Raw genomic sequence first — 17,831 nt, 5'->3', positions numbered from 1 at the left:
AATGATTCCAGGCGAGTGGCTGCTGTCGGACGAGCCGATCGAGATCAACGCCGGTCGCCGGACGGCGCGGCTGGCGGTTCGCAACACCGGTGATCGACCGATCCAGGTCGGCTCGCACTTCCACTTCTTCGAGGTCAACCGGGCGCTGGACTTCGACCGGGCGGCAGCACTCGGGATGCGCCTCGACGTGCCGTCCGGCCAGTCGATCCGCTTCGAGCCGGGCGACGAACGCGACGTCGAGCTGGTCGAGTTCGGCGGCGCGCGCCGGGTGGTCGGGTTCAACGGGCTGCTCGACGGTACGGCGTCCAACCGGCGGGCACGGGCTCTGGCCCGGGCCGCGGAGCGCGGCTTCTCGGGAGCGGGGGAGCAGCCGTGACGACCGTTTCGAGAAGGCAGTACGCGTCGCTGTACGGACCGACCGCCGGCGATCGGTTCCGTCTGGCCGACACCGAACTGCTCGCCCGGGTGGAACGCAGCCTGATCCTTCCCGGCGAGGAGGCGATCTACGGCGGCGGGAAGTCGATCCGCGACGGGATGGCGCAGGTCCCGGGTCTGCGCAACTCCGACGGGGCGCTCGATCTGGTGATCACCTCGGTCATCGTGATGGACGCAGTGATCGGGATCGTGAAGGCCGACATCGGCGTCAAGGACGGACGGATCGTCGGGATCGGCCAAGCAGGGAACCCGCAGCTGCAGGACGGTGTCTCGGCCGACCTGCTCATCGGCCCCGGCACCGAGGTGATCTCGGGCGAGGGCCTGGTCGCGACCGCGGGCGCCATCGACACCCACGTGCACTTCCTGACACCGGCGCAGGTACCGCACGCTCTGTCCAGCGGAGTCACCACGATGCTCGGCGGCGGTACCGGCCCGGCCGACGGCTCGAAAGGTACGACGTGCACACCCGGCCCCTGGAACTTGGCCGGGATGCTGGCTGCCACCGCGGACCTGCCGGTCAACGTGGGCTTCATGGGCAAGGGCAACAGCAGTCGCCCGGCGAGTCTGCGCGAGCAGATCGAGGCGGGTGCATGCGGCCTCAAAGTGCATGAGGACTGGGGTGCGACCCCGGCAGCGTTGGACTGTGCGCTGACCGTGGCCGACGAGTACGACGTACAGGTCGCGCTGCACGCGGACACTCTGAACGAGAGCGGGTACCTCGCGGACACGCTCGATGCGATCGACGGCCGGACGATTCACAGCTACCACACCGAGGGCGCCGGCGGCGGGCATGCGCCGGACATGATGGCGATCGCGTCGTTCCCGAACGTGTTGCCGTCGTCAACCAACCCGACTCGTCCGTACACCACCGACACGACCGACAACCTGTATTACATGACGATCGTGACGCACCACCTGAACCCGGACAATCCCGAGGACGTCGCGTTCGCGCAGTCCAGGATCCGCGCGGAGACGGAGGCGGCCGAAGACGTGCTGCACGACCTGGGCGTTCTCAGCATGTACTCGTCGGACTCGCAGGCCATGGGACGGATCGGTGACACCGTGACGACCTGCTGGCGTACTGCCGACAAGATGAAGAAGGTCACCGGAAGCCTGCCCGGTGAGACGGCCGGCGACGACAACCAGCGGATCCTGCGCTACCTGGCCAAGCTGACGATCAATCCCGCGCTCACGCACGGCATCGGGCATCTCGTCGGATCGCTGGAGCCGGGCAAGTTGGCCGACATCGTGCTGTGGCCGACGAACACGTTCGGCATCAAGCCGAAGTACGTGATCAAGGGCGGCATGGTGGCGTGGTCCGTGATGGGGGACGCGAACGCGTCGATCCCGACACCGGAGCCGGTGCTGTTGCAACCGATGTTCGGCGCGTCTGGACAGGCCGCGGGGCGTACGTCGGTGACGTTCGTCTCGCAGGCGGCAGCCGAGGCACGGGTGCTGGAGCGGCTCGGCATCGATCGGCGGGCCGAAGCGGTTCGTGGTTGCCGCACGGTGGGGAAGGCTCAGATGGTGCGAAACGACCTGACCCCGGACATCGCGGTCGACAGCGAGACCTACCAGGTGACGGTCGACGGCCGGCCGGCCGTCATACCCGCGTCCGACGAGGTCTCGATGTCCCAGCTCTACTACATCGTCTGATGTCCGGTTCTTCGCCAGGCTCGGAACGGTTGACCGGCTTGCTGTCGATGGTGCAGTTGAGCGACTCGGCTTTCCCGAGCGGCCGGTACACGTTGTCGTACGGTCTGGAGACCTTGGCGCAGTCGGGTCATCTGACGACGCCGAGCGATCCTGCGGTTCTGGCAGCTTTGCTGCGGGACCAGTTGCGGCTGTCTGTCGGTCCGTCGGAGGGCGTGGGACTGGCCTGTGCGCATCGCGCGACGACTGGTCCGCACTCGGTAGACCTCGAGCTGGTCAGGCGAGCCGACGAGCGGTTGACCGCCGTCAAGCTGTCGCGGGAAGCCCGGGAGACGTCGACGCGGACCGGGCGAGCGCTGTTGCGCGTCGCTTCGTCGGCCTTCGGATCGGGAGCTCTTGCCCTGTATGCGCGAGAGATCGCGGCGCGACGATCGCCGGGCAACCACGCTGTCGTGCTCGGCGTGCTGAGCGCGTGTCTCGGCGTACCCCGGTTGGAATCGGTGGCCGGCGAGCTGTTCGCGTTCGCGGCGAGTTGGGTCGCGGCGGGGGTGCGGCTCGCGTTGACGGATCACGGCACTGCCCAGGCCGTGCTGCACGACGTACGCCCGGTGCTGGCCGCGGCGGCTTGTCAGGCCGCGGACAAGGACGTTGCGGACATCAACAGTTGCACGCCGCTGCTGGACGTGATGGCGATGCGGCACGAGGAGACGGATCTCAGGCTGTTCGCCAGCTAGAACAAGGAGATTGCGATGCAGGAACATACGCACGGACATGGTCACGGCCATGGTCACGATCACATGTCGCGGTTCGCGCAGGTGCGGGCGGAGGGGATCCCGCGGATCGGCATCGGCGGCCCGGTCGGCTCCGGCAAGACGGCGCTCATCGAGGCCTTGGTCCCGATGCTGATCGCCGCGGGCCATCGCCCGCTGGTGGTCACGAACGACATCTTCACCAGCGAGGACGCCCTGCATGTACGACGCACTCTCGCCGGCGTGCTCGCGCCGGAGCGGGTGGTCGGTGTCGAGACCGGCTCGTGCCCGCATACCGCCGTACGCGACGACCCGAGCATGAACCTCGACGCGGTGGCAGAGCTGACCGATCGCTTCGCCGACGCCGATGTCGTCCTGGTCGAGTCCGGTGGTGACAACTTGACGCTGACGTTCAGCGCGGCCCTGGCCGACTACTTCGTGTTCGTCATCGATGTCGCGCAGGGGGACAAGATCCCACGGAAGCGCGGCCCGGGTGTCACGCACTCGGACCTGCTGGTCATCAACAAGATCGACCTGGCCGACCTCGTGCGGTCCGATCTCTCGGTGATGGAACGAGACGCCGCAGCGGTACGGGACGGCCGTCCGTTCGTCTTCACCAACTGCTTCACCGGCGAAGGCCTGTCCGAGGTCGCCGGCCGGATCGACGAGGTGATCGGCCGGTTCGCGGCCGCCGCCCGTCCAGCATGACGCGACGCGACGATCGAGCCTGGTGTACGCCGTCCGCGCTACCTCCTGAGGTGCTCGCCTACGGCGCCGACGTCGAGGGTGCGCTGGGAGTCGGGGCCGCCGGAAAGCTCGGCGTACTCGACCTTCAGCTTGCGTCGCGCGCAGGTACGACGAGAGTCGTCGGGCAGTACCAGCGATCGCCGCTGTACGTGTACCGGCCGATCTACCTGGACCCGGTCCGGCCGGATATGGCGTTCGTGTTCATGCAGCAGCAAGGTGACGGACTGGTCCAGGGCGATCGGTACCGAACCGACATCGATTGCGGGCCCGGTACGGCGGTGCACCTCACGACCCAGGCGGCGACGAAGGTCTTCCGAGCGCGTGACAACTTCGCGACGCAGTTGGTGAACCTGCGCGTCGGCGAGGGAGCTGTGCTGGAGTACCTGCCCGACCCGGTCATACCGTTCGCCGGATCACGGCTGTACCAACGGACCTGCCTCACCGTCGCGGATGACGCCACGGTGATCCTTGGGGAGGTCCTGCTCCCGGGCAGGACGGCACGCAGCGAAGCCTTCGACTACGACCTGTACTGGGCCGATACCGAGGCGCGCGACCCGCACGGGACCTTGCTGTTCAGCGATCGGCTGCGGCTCCGGCCGGGCGAGCTGGACGACCCGAGGTCGCCGGCGGTGCTCGGTCGTCACGACGTCTTGGCGAGCCTGTACGTGATCTCTCCCCGAATGTCCTCGGCCGCTCTGGTCACCGAGCTTCGTGAGGCGCTCGCCGACGTACCGGATGTCCTCTCGGGAGCCACGGAGTTGCCGGCCGGTCGCGGCGCCGCCGTACGGATCCTGGGCGGGACGTCCCGGGCGGTCCGAGCCGCGATGCACTGTGCGTGGGAGCGGGCGCGCATCAGGTTGCTCGGCGCGCCCATCCCGAATCTTCGCAAGGGGTGAGACGGCGTTACGACGATCCGTCGGCCAGGACCAGGTGGAGCTCGGTCCGGGAAGTGATGGACAGCTTGGTGAACACCTTGTGCAGGTGATACTCGACGGTGCGCGGGCTGATCGACAGAGTGGTCGCGATCTCGGGGTTGGACCGTCCGTCGCGCGCGAGCGAGGCGATCCGGACCTCTTGGGGGGTGAGCTCGGGCGCCATCTCACCTGCCCGCCGCCGAGACTTCTCGCCGGTTGCCTGCAGCTCGCGCAAAGCCCGCTGTGCGAAGGCCCTCGCACCCATCGCCGCGAACGACTCGTGCGCAGTTCTCAGTTGTACTCGCGCATCGACGCGTCGGCCTTGGCGGCGCAACCACTCGCCGTACACCAGCCGTGCTCGAGCCAGCTGAGTCTTGATCCGGGACCGTCCGAGCCGGTCGATCGCCTCCAGATAGAGGTCCTCCGCAGTTCGGCCGGCGCGCAGTAACGCCCGGGACTGTGCTTCGACTCCCAGCGCCCAGTCCGTACCCGCCAGGCATGCCCGCTCCGACAAGCAGTCGAGGGCGTCTGTCGCCGTACCGACATCGCCGGAGCGAACTGCGCCTTCGACGAGCTCGGAGAGGGTCCACCCCTGGAGCTCGAGGGCGTCGTACCCAAGCACCTCATGGGTCGCGGCAACAGCTGCGCCGTAGGCGCCGGACCCGTTGTTCGCCACGGCCGTGGCGTAGCGGGCCAACCCAGCGGCTATGCCCTGACCGGCCAGTTCGGACGCCAGGCCGCCGGACACGTCCTCGCCGCGCCACGCCGCCAGCACCCAAGCCGCGTGCGACAACGGTGGCGTGCACACGGCTTCGGTGATCGAGCTCGCCTCCTCGACCAGAGCCTTGGCCGTACAGAGCCTGCCGCTGTGGATCTCGACCAGCGCACGATCCGTGAGCACGTACGGAAGCAGCGTGCGTGCTCCCGCTCGGCGGGTCAGCTGAACCTGCGAAAGGGTCAGCTCATGCCAGACCCCGTCGTCCCAGAGGTCAGCCGCCACCAGGCACGCGAGCAGACGGGAACGAGTGTCTTCCTCCTGGTCACAGTCGAGGGTCTTCAACGCGAGCTTCAGCGGTTCAACCGCGGCCGCATAGCCGGCAGTGCACCGCAGCGCAACGCTCTCGACCATCCTGTCGTTGCCTTTCGGCTCCTGCTGGGCCAGCCGGTGCAGATCCTGGTCTACGACATCGAGGTGCCCGGTGAGCAGGGCCGCGCCCATCGCCTCCAGATAGGCCAGTCTGGCGAGCTCGGGCTGCGAAGTCTCGAGGTCACGTGCCGCCGCCAGCAGTTGCTCGACCGCAGTACGGCCTCGACTCGTGTCGAAGGCCATCCGGGTCCGGACCTGCTGCAGCCGTGCCTGGGCCGGGGGACCAGGTGATCCGACTTCCGCGGTGGCGAGCAACCGGACGGATGCGTCGACCGCGCCGGCGGCATGGAATGCACCGGCCGCCATGATGGCCCGTTCCACCCGGAGCTCCGGATCCGCGGTGCACAGCGCCGCGCGCTCCAGGAAGGCGGCCGCCGCCGCCATGCCGCCACGATCCCGGGCCTTGTCGGCCGAGCTGACGAGTGCCTGTCCGATCGCGTCGTCCGGTGCGAGCAGGCTGTGCGCGAGATGCCACACGCGGCGGTCCGGCTCCGTCACGGAATCGGTCGCGAGGGCAAGTGCGCCGTGCGTACGGCGGAGTTCCTCGGCGGAAGCTAGTCCGTAGATCATCCATCGCAGGCAGGGATCGCGGAACGTGACCCAGGCGCCGAAGGACACCAAGTTCGCTGCTTCGAGCTGCTCGGCCGCGCGTGTCTCGATCCCGAGCCGGGCCGCGGCGCGCCACAGTCGCACCGGGTCACCCAGGGGTTCGGCGGCCGCGAGGATCAGCAGAGCCCGGCTGTCCGGTGCGAGGTCGGCGAGTAACGCTGCATCACCCGGCTTCGAGGCACCGGCGCCGTACCCACCGGCCAGCTCCACGGGCGAGGCGCCGTACACCGCGTCGAGAAGTACCTGCGGATTGCCTCTCGCCTCCGCGATCATTCGCTCGAGTACTGCGTCGTCCAGCGCCGCCGTCAGCGTGGAGTCGAGCAGCCGGCGAGCGTCGACGTGGGTCAGTCCTTCGACCATCAGCTCCGGCAGTCCGACGAAACGCTCGCCCCGGTCGGCGAACAGCAGACCGACGGCGACCGGACCGACCCGCCGTGCGACGAACCCGAGCACGTACGCCGAGGCCTCGTCGAGCCACTGCACGTCGTCCACCACACAGAGCAACGGCCGTTGCCCGGCGGCCAGCGCGACCAGCTCTTGGACCGCGACGCAGGTCACGAACCGGTCAGGAGCTGAGCCTGCGCGCAGGCCGATGACGGTCTCCAGGGCCTCCCGCTGATGCCTCTCCAACGCAGCGAGCTCGGCCGGAAGAGCCGAGCACAGCTGATGCAGCACGGCATAGGGGAGGTCGGTCTCCGCGACGCTGCCGGAAACGCGGATCACCCGGTGGTCGATGGCGTCCCTGGTGAGGTCGTCGAGCAATGCGGTCTTCCCGACGCCGGCCTCGCCCCGGATGACAAGGACTGCGCTGCGGCGGCCGGCCGTTGCCGAAAGCATTTGCCGCAGCCGTGCACGTTCCATCGCGCGCCCTGTCAGGGGCGGTTCGGTACTCGGGACCATCCTGCCGTCGACCGTCATTGTGCTCGGAAGTCCTCGTTTCCTCGCCGGGATTCGCGCCTGGTTCGGGCTCCAGGATGTGGTCCGGTGGTTGCCGGTGGCATCCCCCGATGGCTAGCCATCCTCGCCCGCCACCTGGCTGGGCAGGGCCGGTTCTCAGCCGGTCATGGAGTGAAGCCGGATCACCGCAGTACTTCGCCCAGGTGGGTGCGCGAGGTGACGTCGAGCTTGGTGAAGACCTTCCGCAGGTGGTACTGGACGGTATGCGGGCTGATGAACAGGCGGCCGGCGATCTCCGGGTTCGACAGGCCGTCACGGGCCATCCGGGCGATCTGGACTTCTTGCGGCGTCAGGTCGTCGTACTTGTTGGCGTCGTTGCGTTTGCGCGCCACGCCGCCGGCCGCGCGCAGCTCGCGGACAGTGCGTTCGGCGAACGCGGTCATTCCGATCGCCTCGAACAGCGAGTGAGCGGCGCGGAGCTGTTCGCGGGCTTCGTTGTGGCGCCGTTCCCGGCGCAGCCATTCGCCGAAGAGCAGGTACGCGCGGGCCCGATCGACGCGCATGCCGGTCCGGTCCAAGCGCTCGATCGCCTTGCGGTACAGGCCTTCCGCCTGCTCGCCCGTGCACAGCAGCGCCGCACACCGGGCCTGCAGGCCCATCGCCCAGTCCGTGCCGCTCGCAGTGGTCATTTGCTCGAAGCGCTGGAAGGCCGAGAGGGCCGTGTCGTTGTCCTCGGTGCGTGCGGCAGCTTCGATCAGCTCCACCAACGGCCAGATCTGGGCACTTGGGTCATCGTCGTACGCGGTGGCCGTCCGCGCGGCCGCCAGCGCGTCGCTGTAGCGGCTGTGGCTGTTCAACACAAGGGCCTCGGCCCATCCACCGATGGTGAAACCGACTCCGTCCCCGCGCTCCCGTACACCTTGCATCATCGTGGCGTACAAGGCGGCCGTCTGGTCCTCGCGGCCGCGGAAGGCCGCGACAAACAGCGCGATGTACGGCGCCAGCGCGGTCCCGGTCGACTCCTTGATCGCTTGTTCCTCGTCGGCCATCGGGGCGGCCGCGCCGAGGTCGCCGCGGAAGAGCAGGAAGTACGCGCGTGAGGTCAGTGCCAGCGGCAGATCGCTGAGCGCACCGACGGTACGGGCCAGTTCGAGATGGCGGGCGGACAGGACGTCCCAGCTCTTCTCGTCCCACAGCCGGAGAGCGGTGGTGCTGGCCAGCCACAGCCAGCGGAGTTCCGCCTCCGCCGGCGTTCCGTCGCTGACCTCCTGCAGTGCCTGACGCAGGGTGGGAGCAGCTGCCGCATAGTCTTGGTTGTACGTCGCCGCGATGCCGTCCAGCAGCAGATCGGGTACGTCGGGCTTTGGTGCCGGCGGTGCCGTGCCGGCCACCCGGGCGACGTCCAGCACGTCGCCGCCCGGGATCGCGAGCCGGCCGACGAAGATCGCAGCCGACAAGGCATCGAGGTACGTGGCGCGAGACAGCCGGGCGTCGATCGGTTCCAGCCGTTGTGCGGCCCGGACGAACAGCGCGGGCGCATCGTTTCCCCGGTTCGTGACGAAGGCGAGGTGCGCCCGGATCAGGTCGGATTGTGCGCGCTGCAGATCGCTGAGCGGTCCGGTGTCGGCCATGGCGAGCAGGTCGAGGGCTGCGTCGTACGAGCCGGCGAGGAGCTGCGCTTCGGCGGCGGCCAGGGCACGTGCGGCGCGGCGGGAGGGATCCAGGGTCAAGGTCGCGGCGCGGAGCAGGAAGGCAGCCGCGGCCGGCAGTCCGCCGCGGGCACGGGCACGCCCGGCCGAGTCTTCGAGCTCTGTGGCTACATCCTCATCGGGCCCCGGGGCCGCCTGAGCGCGATGCCAGGCGCGCCGGTCGGGGTCGACGTCGGTATCGGTTGCCCGGGCCAGGGCGCCATGCACTCGCTGTCGTTGTTGCAAGGACGCCGACCGGTACACCGCGGAGCGGGCCAGGGGATGACGGAACTGGACCCGGGCGCCGAGTTCGAGGAGGCCGGTTCCGGTGGCGGAGGTAGCCGCATCGGCGTCGAGGCCGAGCAGGGCAACTGCCCGCCAGACCAGTGCGGAGTCTCCGGACGGGTCGGCGGCCGCGATCAGCAGCACCGATCGGGCCGCTTCGGTAACAGTGGCGGCGCGGCGAGCGAAACTCTCCTCGATCTTGCTCGTCAGCGGGCCGGACCCCGGCACACCGAAGCCCCCGGCGAGTTCGGCAGCCGTGAATCCTCGTGGCAGCTCCAGGAGGGCGAGCGGGTTGCCCTGCGTCTCGGCGAGCAGTTGAAGTCGCACTCGTGCGTCGACAGGGCCCGGCAACACGCTGTCCAGCAGCGCGCCGGCGTCGGGAGCGCTCAGCCCACGCACCTCGAGCCGAGGCAGATCTGTCAGGTCGTCGCTGACGTCCCGGGTTGAGAAGATCAGCCCGACCGACTCCGCACCGAGCCGCCGAGCGACGAATGCCAGCACCTGGGCCGACGTGCTGTCGAGCCATTGGTAGTCGTCCACGATGCAGATCAGCGGCCGGTCCTGCGCGCTCACCGAGAGCAGACTCAGACCCGCGAGTCCGACCAGGAATCGGTCCGGTGGAGGCCCGGCGCTGATACCGAAGGCTGTCCGGAGCGCCGCGGCCTGGGGTCCTGGCAGGTCGTCGACCCGGTCCAGGAGCGGGGCCCAGAGCTGGTGCAAACCGGCGAACGGCAGTTCCATCTCCGATTGGACGCCGCTACCGCGCACCACCCGGCTTCCCCGAGCCTGTGCGGCGGCGTAGTCGAGCAGCGCGGTCTTCCCCACCCCCGGATCGCCGTACACGACCAGCGCGTGGCTGTCACCGGAACGCACCTCTTCGATCAGGTGATCCAGGCGTGTGGTTTCTGCGCGTCGGCCGATCAATCCGCCCGGACGGCGTCCTCTCGACAGATCAGCAGGCACCTGCATCCCAAAACCGTAACCGTTGCTCATGGTCTAATGATTTAGTGGTTGACATCCATTAGGATGGTGCCGGTTTTCCGTAGCCGAAGTCAAATCGGCATGCCCTGCAGCCACGAGGAACGCACCATGAGCACTGACTACTCGCTCAGCGAGCCGCTTGTCGTCGAGCTGATGAACACCGTCAACTTCGGCGTGGGTGGGACGGATGACGAACTCGAGGGCGTGGCCGGGGTCGTCGCCTGGCTCCGCACGGTCGGCGATCGGATCAGTGCGGAGGCGGGGAGGCCCGTGGACGGTCCGGATCAGCTCGACGCCGTACAGGCTCGCCGGTTCAGGGACCTGCGCGACGCGGTGCGGAAGCTGGCGGCGGACGTGACCGACGATCCGCGCCCGGCAACGGCTCCGGAGCTGACCCGCCAGCGGGCGATCAACACCGTGAACGAGCTTGCTCGCGCCTGGCCCGAGCTCGTCTGGCCGGACGATGGCCGGCCGGCCCGAAGCTTCCGGACGAGCAGGACGAGTAGCGACCTCGCAGTCTCCTTGATCGCCCACCAGGCGGTCGAGCTGTTCGCGGGTCCGGGCCGCGAGCGGCTCCGAGCCTGTCTGGCGCCAGGCTGTCTGCTGTTCTTCTTCAAGCGCAGCACGCGTCGGGAGTGGTGTTCACCTGCCTGCGGCAACCGCGCGCGCGTGGCCCGTCATTACGTGCGCCACCAGGCAGTCCGCACGCACTGACGAGCGCCGCCGACTGGGGTGCTTGGACTGGGGCATTCCCGGATGCGGAGAGTCGGCGAGACTGCTCTGCTTGTCGGTGGCGATGCCAGGTCCAGCCATTCGAGGAGGTACGGATGCCGCACGTGATCGATTGGAGTCCGGTCACCCGCGCCGAGGTGATCCGCGCGATGGAGGATTACCGGAAGCTCGGCCCGGAGGGCTTCTTCGCGCAGCACGGCTTCGGCCCGACGACGACGTACGACCTCGTATGGGAGGAACTCCTGTATCCGCCGAAGGCGATTCTCGGTGTCGCTTACGAGCTGGCTACCGGAAGCAGCCTTGCTCCGGCGGATTTCGAGGGCGGGCGGACCGGCGCGGTGAAGGTGCTGCGCAACCTGGGATTCACGGTCCAGCAGAAAAACGCTGGATGAAGGACGCGGCTCGGTGAGGAGATCTGATGGCTGTTACTCGAGGGTTCCTGGGACGGCGGTCCGGCGGCGACGCGTCGCGGCTGCCGCCCGGTCAGCATCTGACGGCGGACTTCCCGGTCCTGTCGGCCGGGCCGACGCCTTCGGTTCGGCTGGAGTCGTGGGACTTCACCATCCGGGGTGCGGTCGGCAAACCGGTCTCCTGGACGTGGGAGGAGCTCCGCGCGCTGCCGAGCGAGACCTTTGCCGCCGACATCCACTGCGTCACGAAGTGGTCGAAACTGGACACGACCTGGACCGGCGTCCGCGTGGATACGTTGCTTGAGGCAACATCGACGGCGGCCGGCTACGTGACGGCGTACTGCGACGGCGGGTACACGACGAATCTTCCGCTGGCCGACCTGCAGGGCGGCCAGGCCTGGGTGGTCTACGAGTACGCCGGCCGGCCGCTCGCGCCCGAGCACGGTGGACCGGCCCGGTTGCTGGTCCCGCATCTGTACTTCTGGAAGAGCGCGAAGTGGGTCCGGGGCCTCGAACTCCGTGATGTCGACGAGCCCGGGTTCTGGGAGATGTACGGCTACCACAATTACGGAGACCCATGGCGAGAACAGCGGTACAGCGGCGACTGACCTGGCAGCTGGGCACTGTCGTCGACACGACCTTCGAGACGCCGGAGGTGAAGAGCATCTTCGTCGCGGTCGACGACTGGCCCGGGCACCGGGCCGGTCAGCATGTCGACGTCCGGTTGACCGCCCCGGACGGATACCAGGCGGAGCGAAGCTACTCGATCGCCTCCGCGCCCGAGGACGGACACGTCCAGCTGACCGTCGAGCGGCTCGACGACGGCGAGGTCTCGCCGTACCTCGTGGACGAACTGCAACCGGGCGAACAACTGGAGCTACGCGGCCCGGTCGGCGGGTACTTCGTCTGGGAGGAGGCGCTCGGAGGACCGCTGCTGCTGGTAGCGGGCGGATCTGGGCTGGTGCCTCTCCGGGCGATGCTCCGTCACCATCGTTCGATCGGCAGCAAGGTGCCTGTGCGGGTGCTGTGTTCGGCGCGATCGCAGGAGTTGCTGCTGTACCGGGAGGAATTGGACGAGCTGGCCGCTGCTGGTCCGTACCAAATCTCGGTTACCTTGACCAGAGAGGAGTCGACCAGCTGGCACGGATACCGCCGGCGGATCGATCGGGAGTTGCTGGCCGAGGTGGCCTGGTCACCTGAGCACCGCCCGCTCGTGTACGTCTGCGGTCCGACTGCCTTCGTCGAGAAGGCTGCCGACGAGTTGGTGGCACTCGGACATGATCCGGCGCGGATCCGGACCGAACGGTTCGGCGGAACAGGGGAGGCAGCGAGATGACGCCGTACGACGGGAACGCGATCGCCGGCGTGCTCGAGGAAGTGTTCGGCCACGACATGACAGCAGCGGACTGTGTCTGCGCCGAATGCGGCCGGACCGGAGTCGTCGCGGAGGTGGCGGTGTACCTCGGCGGTCCTGGCGCGGTCGCTCGCTGTAGGTCGTGCGACAACGTACTGCTGGTGATCACCGAACGCCGCGCAATGTACTGCGTAGACCTCACCGGCTTCTCCCACCTCGCGACGCCGTAGCCTCAGGCGGACCGGCGGGTGTAGGCCGATGCCGGTAGGAGCCGGAGGCCGGTGTGGAGGGTTATCAGCTCGTGGAGTGTGTACTGCGCGGATCGGGAGAGCTCGAAACCGTGGGTGCTGAGGGTGGCGTCGGCTGAGCAGGCGCCTGGGCCCAGGCCGATGAGTAGGCCGCCCTGCACCGTCAGCAGGAGGCCTTCGAGGGTGAAGTGCAGGGTGAGGTCGAAGGTGATTGTGACTGGCGCCCACTGGTCGACGGTGATGTCTACCTCTGGGTGATGGATCGACGAGATCTCGTGTTCGGCCAGCGCGACGTGCTCGGGCTGACCGGTTCCGTCGAGGGTGGCGGTCGCGGCGGCTTTGAGGTCACGGTGCGTCTGCCAGGCCCACAGGATCGGATCGCCCAGGCTGTGATCGAAGGCCGCTTCGAGTGCATGGCCGACCGGAGCCGACACCAGCCGGCCCGCCGGACCGAGGTGCGGTACTGATTCGAGCACCTTGCTGCTGATGATCAGGTTGTTCAGCTCGGCGGAGGTGTCCTGGTTGGTCTGGTTCAGGTGCGAGGCGATGGTGACTCTACTGGTGTTCATCGGTCTTCTCCTGCAGGTGCTGGTGCCCGCGATCAAGGTGAGCGTTGACGCGGATTCGGTGTGCCGGGCCGGATTCGTGGATCCGCTGGGTCCCCGGCGTCAGCCGGCCCGTCGCAGTGACCTGAGGCACCGGATCGGCAGGCAGTTTCGGTCGGCGCAGGTTCTGGATGCGGCTGGCCAGGGCGACGGCCAGGACGGCCGTCCCGAGTAGCAGCGGCACCAACCACGGGGGCCAGCTCGACTCGTTGGCGACGACCTCGACCGTGACTGTCGCTCCTGTTGGGACCAGGTCCCCGGCGTGCGGCTGCTGGCTGACGACGTGGCGCTCACGACCCGCAGAATCTTCTCCAGCGATCAGATCGAACACCAGCTCGGCCCCTTCGACCGCGCCGCGGGCGTCGGCCTCGCTGCGGTTGAGCAGGTCAGGAACCGGTACCAGCTTCGGTTGGGGCGCGCGGGTGACGTCGACGACGACGAGGGTGCCCACGGCGACCTCGGCACCCGCCCGCGGCTGCTGCTTCAGGACGATCCCAGGGGCGTTCCCGGGACGGACGACGCGAGATTGGAACTTCAGCCGAGCCACCCCGACCGCCTGCCGCGCAGTCGATTCCAGACTGCCGACGAGATCCGGTACGACGGTGTGTACTACGGCCCGCGACGTCGGCGGAGTCGTCGGGACCACGGTGGTCGGTGGCGGCGTTGGCGGTACGGGCTCCCGGCGGATGTCGGCGGACACAGTGGTGCCGCGTACGACCAGCTCGCCCGGTTGCGGCTGCTGGCTGACAACCCGCCCAGGCCGTTTGCCGTCCTTGCGGACCCGTTGCACGTAGACAAGCCCGGCCTGCTTGACCATGGCCGCGGCATCGGTCTCGGTGTGGCCGATCAGATCCGGCACAGTCACCGGCTGCTCAGGCTCCTCAAGGATCAAAGTGACAACTCGTCCAAACACCACGTAGCCGCCGACACCGGGCCGCTGCTGCCGCACAATCCAGTCGGCCCCTCCGTCCGCCGGCGACGTCCGTACGCCGAGCCCGAGCTGCCTCACGGTGTCCCCAGCAACCTGCAGCGTCTCCCCGACGAGGTCCCGCATCACCACGCCGTGCGAGAGAGCAACGAGCGACACACCCCCATCAGGATCGTTCTCGGTCCGTGTCTCCTGCGCAGCAACCACGACGTCCTCATCAGCGACCGCGCCGGGCTTGTCGTTCGCAATCAGGCAGCTGTACCCCGCGGCCCCCAGGTTCTTGGCCGCCTCATCCACCGACTTCCCAACGACATCAGGAGCAGACCCCGACGGCGAGCGCACCCAGTCCCCGCTACAGGCCCCTGCCGAAACCGCCGCAACACTGCTCCCAGCCGCCATCACCATCGCAACCAAAAAGGCTGCAACGACCACCACATACCTAACACGACAAATCCCCACACCCCTCAGACCGACCCACCAGCACAGCTGATACCGACGTCAGCGGGTGGACTGGAGGGCTATCCAGGCGTTGACGCGGGATTGGGGGTCGTCGAAGGAGGTGGTCAGGAGGGTTTCTATGTGGGTGATTCTGTTGCGGACGGTGTTGCGGTGGACGCCTAGTTCGGTGGCGGTGTCGCCGCGGGAGCCGTGGTGGCGGAGGAAGGTGGCGAGGGTTTCCAGGAGGATGGGGTCGCCGGCCAGCGGGGCCAGGTACGAGCTCGCGAAGGCGGTGGCTCGGTCGGTGCCGAGGAGGGCGATGACGCCGGTGTCGACGAGGTCGTCCCAGGTGCGGACCGGCGTCGTACGGCCGGTGGCGGCGAGGGCGTGGCCGGCTGCGTCGTAGCTGATGGTGCTCTGTTCCAGCGGCATCGCGCGGCCGACGCCGACCTGCAGCCCGAGGATCGCCAGTTGATCGGGTACGTCGTCCGCCCGGGCCTGGAGGACCGCGAGGAGCTCGCCGTCGAGGATGGTGGCGAGAATGCGCCGGTCCTCCAGCAGCGCGAGCGCATCGGCGGTCTCCTCCCGCGTGCCCCGCGCCCGCAGCAGTCGGACATCGTCCGGCAGCTTCGGGCCGGTGACGGCCGTTGCCTCCAGGACGATGCGGGCAGTACGGACGTCGCCGGCGAGCAACAACTCGACAGCGCGCAACCGGAGTTGCCGGTCGGTCGCGCGCCGTTCGTGGCGTCGCTCCAAACTCAAGCTGAGCAGGGATGCGGCTGTCGCGATCGCCAGGCGGTCGGCATCGCTGCTCAGCCCGGGAACGAAGACGGCGAGCCAGGCTTCGGGACGCGATCGCACCCCGAGCGGCCGGACGATGGTGGAACCGGTCACCGACGACGAGCTCGCGGCCGCGCGGAGGCCCTGCGCCTGAATCCGTTCGACGACGCTCCGGACGTCGTCGAGCACCAGGTCTGTGGTGCGGCTGCCGAACGGCCCGTCCGTCGGTTCTCCGTCACGCGTGACGATCGTGGCGGCGCCGCTGACGAGGGCGGCAAGCCGCCGTACGAGCGTGGCCTCGTCGTCGACCTCGAGCGCGGCTCGGGTCAGTACTCGTTGTGCGTCCAGCGCCCGCCGGGCCAGGCTCCCACGCGCCGCCTCGATCATGGTGGCGGCCGTTCGCGAGATGGCCACGAAGGTCGTACGGCGTGGCACCTCGAACAGGTTGAATCCGAGATCCTCGCAAGCCGCCCGCAGCGGTTCCGGCGTCTGCTCGTGCGTCAGCCCGACCCCGAGCCCGAGCGCAGCGACTCCCGCACCAACGAGGCGCTCGACGTACTCCTGCCACTCGTCGCCCCACCCGGTGGTCTCGAGCCCGGTTGTCAGCAGCACCTCACCGCCCTCGAGGTACGGCGTCGGGTCGACGAGCTCGCTGGTCGCCACCCAACGGACCTCGGCGTCCGCCGGGGACAGATGCACCGGAGCCAGAGCCAGCTCCGGAACGGCCAACAGATCCGCCACCGTCACCACGGTGTCATTCTCGCACAAGCACCTGGTTTCGATTGTGCGAAGCCGACATGGCCACGACCGGGTGCGAACTCCTACCGTCGGGTGTGTCTGTACCCGAATTTGGAGCGCACCGATGACCGTTACCCTCACGCAGCCCGCAGTCGGCGGACCGCAGCTCCCGCAGGAGCGTCGCCTGGTGACCGAGATCCCCGGTCCGGTGTCGAAGCGCCTCGCCGCCCGGAAGGACGGCGCGGTCAGCAGCGCGGTCGGGACGATGCTTCCGGTGTACGTCGCTGCCGCCGGCGGTGGGGTGGTCGTGGACGTCGACGGCAACTCGCTCATCGACCTCGGCTCCGGCATCGCCGTCACCACCGTCGGCAACAGCAACCCGCGGGTCGCGGAGGCAGTCGCCGCGCAGGTCGCGGCCTTCACCCACACCTGCTTCATGGTCACGCCGTACGCCGGGTACGTCGAGGTCGCCGAAACCCTGAACCGGCTCACGCCCGGCGATCACGACAAGCGCACGGCACTGTTCAACTCCGGCGCCGAAGCGGTCGAGAACGCGGTCAAGATCGCCCGTTCGCACACCGGCAGGCAAGCCGTGGTCGCGTTCGACCACGGCTACCACGGCCGGACCAACCTGACGATGGCGCTGACCGCGAAGAGCATGCCCTACAAGAGCGGCTTCGGCCCGTTCGCGCCCGAGGTGTACCGCGCGCCGATGTCCTACCCGTTCCGTGACAGCGGCAGCGGCATCGACGGCGAGGCCGCCGCGCGCCGCGCGATCGACGTGATCGAGAAGCAGGTCGGCGCCGCCAACCTCGCCGCCGTCATGATCGAGCCGATCCAGGGCGAAGGCGGATTCGTCGTACCGGCCCCCGGCTTCCTGCCCGCGCTGGCCGCCTGGTGCACCGGTAACGGTGTCGTCTTCGTCGCCGACGAGGTGCAGACGGGTTTCGCCCGTACCGGTGACCTGTTCGCGTGCGAGAACGAGGGCGTCGTACCGGACCTGATCGTCACCGCGAAGGGCATCGCCGGCGGTCTGCCGCTCGCCGCGGTGACCGGGCGCGCCGAGATGATGAACGCCCCGCACGCCGGTGGCCTCGGTGGCACGTACGGCGGCAACCCGCTCGCCTGCGCCGCGGCTCTGGCCGTGTTCGACAGCATCGAGGCGGACGGGCTGGTCGATCGCGCCCGCCAGATCGGAACGACGATGGCCGAGCGCCTCACCGCGCTACAGGCTGCCGATCCGCGGATCGGCGACGTCCGCGGCCGCGGCGCGATGATGGCGATCGAGCTCGTCCAGCCCGGCACGACCGAGCCCGACGCGGCACTGACGCAGCGGGTCGCCGCGGCCGCGCACGCGCAGGGCCTGGTCGTGCTCGTCTGCGGAACCTGGGGCAACGTACTCCGGTTCCTGCCGCCGCTCTCGATCCCTGATCACCTCCTCGTCGAGGCGTTCAACGTCCTCGAACAGATCTTCAAGCAGAGCTGAGCGCTCA

16 protein-coding genes are annotated in these 17,831 nt (G+C 68.8%); 11 read left to right on the top strand and 5 right to left on the bottom strand.

Going from position 1 to position 17,831, the window contains the following annotated elements; genetic code table 11:
* Nucleotide 1: 1 nt before the first annotated feature.
* The 5 genes from ureB to ABT313_RS12540 are packed head-to-tail and all read left to right on the top strand — an operon-like array spanning nucleotide 2 to nucleotide 4,480.
* Nucleotides 2–376 (top strand): urease subunit beta, encoded by a 375-nt coding sequence (gene ureB, locus ABT313_RS12560; RefSeq protein WP_502883968.1) that lies wholly within the window; start codon nucleotides 2–4, stop codon nucleotides 374–376.
* Nucleotides 373–2,091 (top strand): urease subunit alpha, encoded by a 1,719-nt coding sequence (gene ureC / locus ABT313_RS12555; RefSeq protein ID WP_350851589.1) that lies wholly within the window; start codon nucleotides 373–375, stop codon nucleotides 2,089–2,091. Before ureB ends, ureC begins: the two co-directional genes overlap by 4 nt.
* A gap of 29 nt (nucleotides 2,092–2,120) precedes the next feature.
* Entirely contained in the window at nucleotides 2,121–2,822 is a 702-nt protein-coding gene (locus ABT313_RS12550; RefSeq protein WP_350851587.1) for an urease accessory protein UreF, read from the top strand.
* Nucleotides 2,823–2,837: 15 nt separating this feature from the next.
* Nucleotides 2,838–3,545, top strand: a complete 708-nt coding sequence (ureG, locus tag ABT313_RS12545; protein WP_350851585.1) for an urease accessory protein UreG — start codon at nucleotides 2,838–2,840, stop codon at nucleotides 3,543–3,545.
* A complete protein-coding gene (locus ABT313_RS12540; protein ID WP_350851584.1) occupies nucleotides 3,542–4,480 on the top strand; it encodes an urease accessory protein UreD in 939 nt (312 codons plus the stop codon). The genes ureG and ABT313_RS12540 overlap by 4 nt, the downstream gene beginning before the upstream one ends.
* Nucleotides 4,481–4,487: 7 nt before the next feature.
* Here ABT313_RS12540 and ABT313_RS12535 read toward each other — a convergent pair whose 3' ends face one another.
* Together ABT313_RS12535 and ABT313_RS12530 are read right to left on the bottom strand one after the other, a co-directional pair.
* On the bottom strand, nucleotides 4,488–7,154 hold the full coding sequence (locus ABT313_RS12535; RefSeq protein WP_350852128.1) for a helix-turn-helix transcriptional regulator: 2,667 nt from the start codon (nucleotides 7,152–7,154) through the stop codon (nucleotides 4,488–4,490).
* Nucleotides 7,155–7,333: 179 nt separating this feature from the next.
* Entirely contained in the window at nucleotides 7,334–10,093 is a 2,760-nt protein-coding gene (locus ABT313_RS12530) for an ATP-binding protein (RefSeq protein WP_350851582.1), read from the bottom strand.
* A gap of 120 nt (nucleotides 10,094–10,213) precedes the next feature.
* Between ABT313_RS12530 and ABT313_RS12525 the strand changes: the two genes are divergently transcribed.
* From ABT313_RS12525 to ABT313_RS12505, 5 genes are all read left to right on the top strand, one after another.
* Nucleotides 10,214–10,819 (top strand): CGNR zinc finger domain-containing protein, encoded by a 606-nt coding sequence (locus ABT313_RS12525; RefSeq protein WP_350851581.1) that lies wholly within the window; start codon nucleotides 10,214–10,216, stop codon nucleotides 10,817–10,819.
* A gap of 113 nt (nucleotides 10,820–10,932) precedes the next feature.
* The gene (locus ABT313_RS12520; protein ID WP_350851579.1) at nucleotides 10,933–11,229 is read left to right on the top strand and encodes a ScoMcrA-related endonuclease; all 297 of its coding nucleotides are present in this window, start codon (nucleotides 10,933–10,935) and stop codon (nucleotides 11,227–11,229) included.
* Nucleotides 11,230–11,255: 26 nt separating this feature from the next.
* Nucleotides 11,256–11,855 (top strand): sulfite oxidase-like oxidoreductase, encoded by a 600-nt coding sequence (locus ABT313_RS12515; protein ID WP_350851577.1) that lies wholly within the window; start codon nucleotides 11,256–11,258, stop codon nucleotides 11,853–11,855.
* The gene (locus ABT313_RS12510; RefSeq protein ID WP_350851575.1) at nucleotides 11,825–12,583 is read left to right on the top strand and encodes a ferredoxin reductase; all 759 of its coding nucleotides are present in this window, start codon (nucleotides 11,825–11,827) and stop codon (nucleotides 12,581–12,583) included. The genes ABT313_RS12515 and ABT313_RS12510 overlap by 31 nt, the downstream gene beginning before the upstream one ends.
* A complete protein-coding gene (locus ABT313_RS12505; protein WP_350851574.1) occupies nucleotides 12,580–12,831 on the top strand; it encodes a DUF6510 family protein in 252 nt (83 codons plus the stop codon). The genes ABT313_RS12510 and ABT313_RS12505 overlap by 4 nt, the downstream gene beginning before the upstream one ends.
* Before the next feature lie 2 nt (nucleotides 12,832–12,833).
* Here ABT313_RS12505 and ABT313_RS12500 read toward each other — a convergent pair whose 3' ends face one another.
* The 3 genes from ABT313_RS12500 to ABT313_RS12490 all read right to left on the bottom strand — a co-directional run bounded on the left by ABT313_RS12500 (nucleotide 12,834) and on the right by ABT313_RS12490 (nucleotide 16,341).
* A complete protein-coding gene (locus tag ABT313_RS12500) occupies nucleotides 12,834–13,418 on the bottom strand; it encodes a hypothetical protein (RefSeq protein WP_350851572.1) in 585 nt (194 codons plus the stop codon).
* Nucleotides 13,405–14,679: a PASTA domain-containing protein gene (locus ABT313_RS12495; RefSeq protein ID WP_350851570.1), complete on the bottom strand. Its 1,275-nt coding sequence runs from the start codon at nucleotides 14,677–14,679 to the stop codon at nucleotides 13,405–13,407. Before ABT313_RS12495 ends, ABT313_RS12500 begins: the two co-directional genes overlap by 14 nt.
* 201 nt (nucleotides 14,680–14,880) lie before the next feature.
* Nucleotides 14,881–16,341 (bottom strand): PucR family transcriptional regulator, encoded by a 1,461-nt coding sequence (locus ABT313_RS12490; RefSeq protein ID WP_350851569.1) that lies wholly within the window; start codon nucleotides 16,339–16,341, stop codon nucleotides 14,881–14,883.
* Nucleotides 16,342–16,462: 121 nt separating this feature from the next.
* Between ABT313_RS12490 and gabT the strand changes: the two genes are divergently transcribed.
* Nucleotides 16,463–17,824 (top strand): 4-aminobutyrate--2-oxoglutarate transaminase, encoded by a 1,362-nt coding sequence (gene gabT / locus ABT313_RS12485; RefSeq protein ID WP_350851567.1) that lies wholly within the window; start codon nucleotides 16,463–16,465, stop codon nucleotides 17,822–17,824.
* Nucleotides 17,825–17,831 lie beyond the last annotated feature (7 nt).

This window comes from Kribbella sp. NPDC000426 (genome assembly GCF_040300265.1).
Lineage (GTDB): Bacteria > Actinomycetota > Actinomycetes > Propionibacteriales > Kribbellaceae > Kribbella.
Note: the sequence above shows the minus strand (reverse complement) of the source record. Positions and strands in the feature narration are given on the sequence as shown.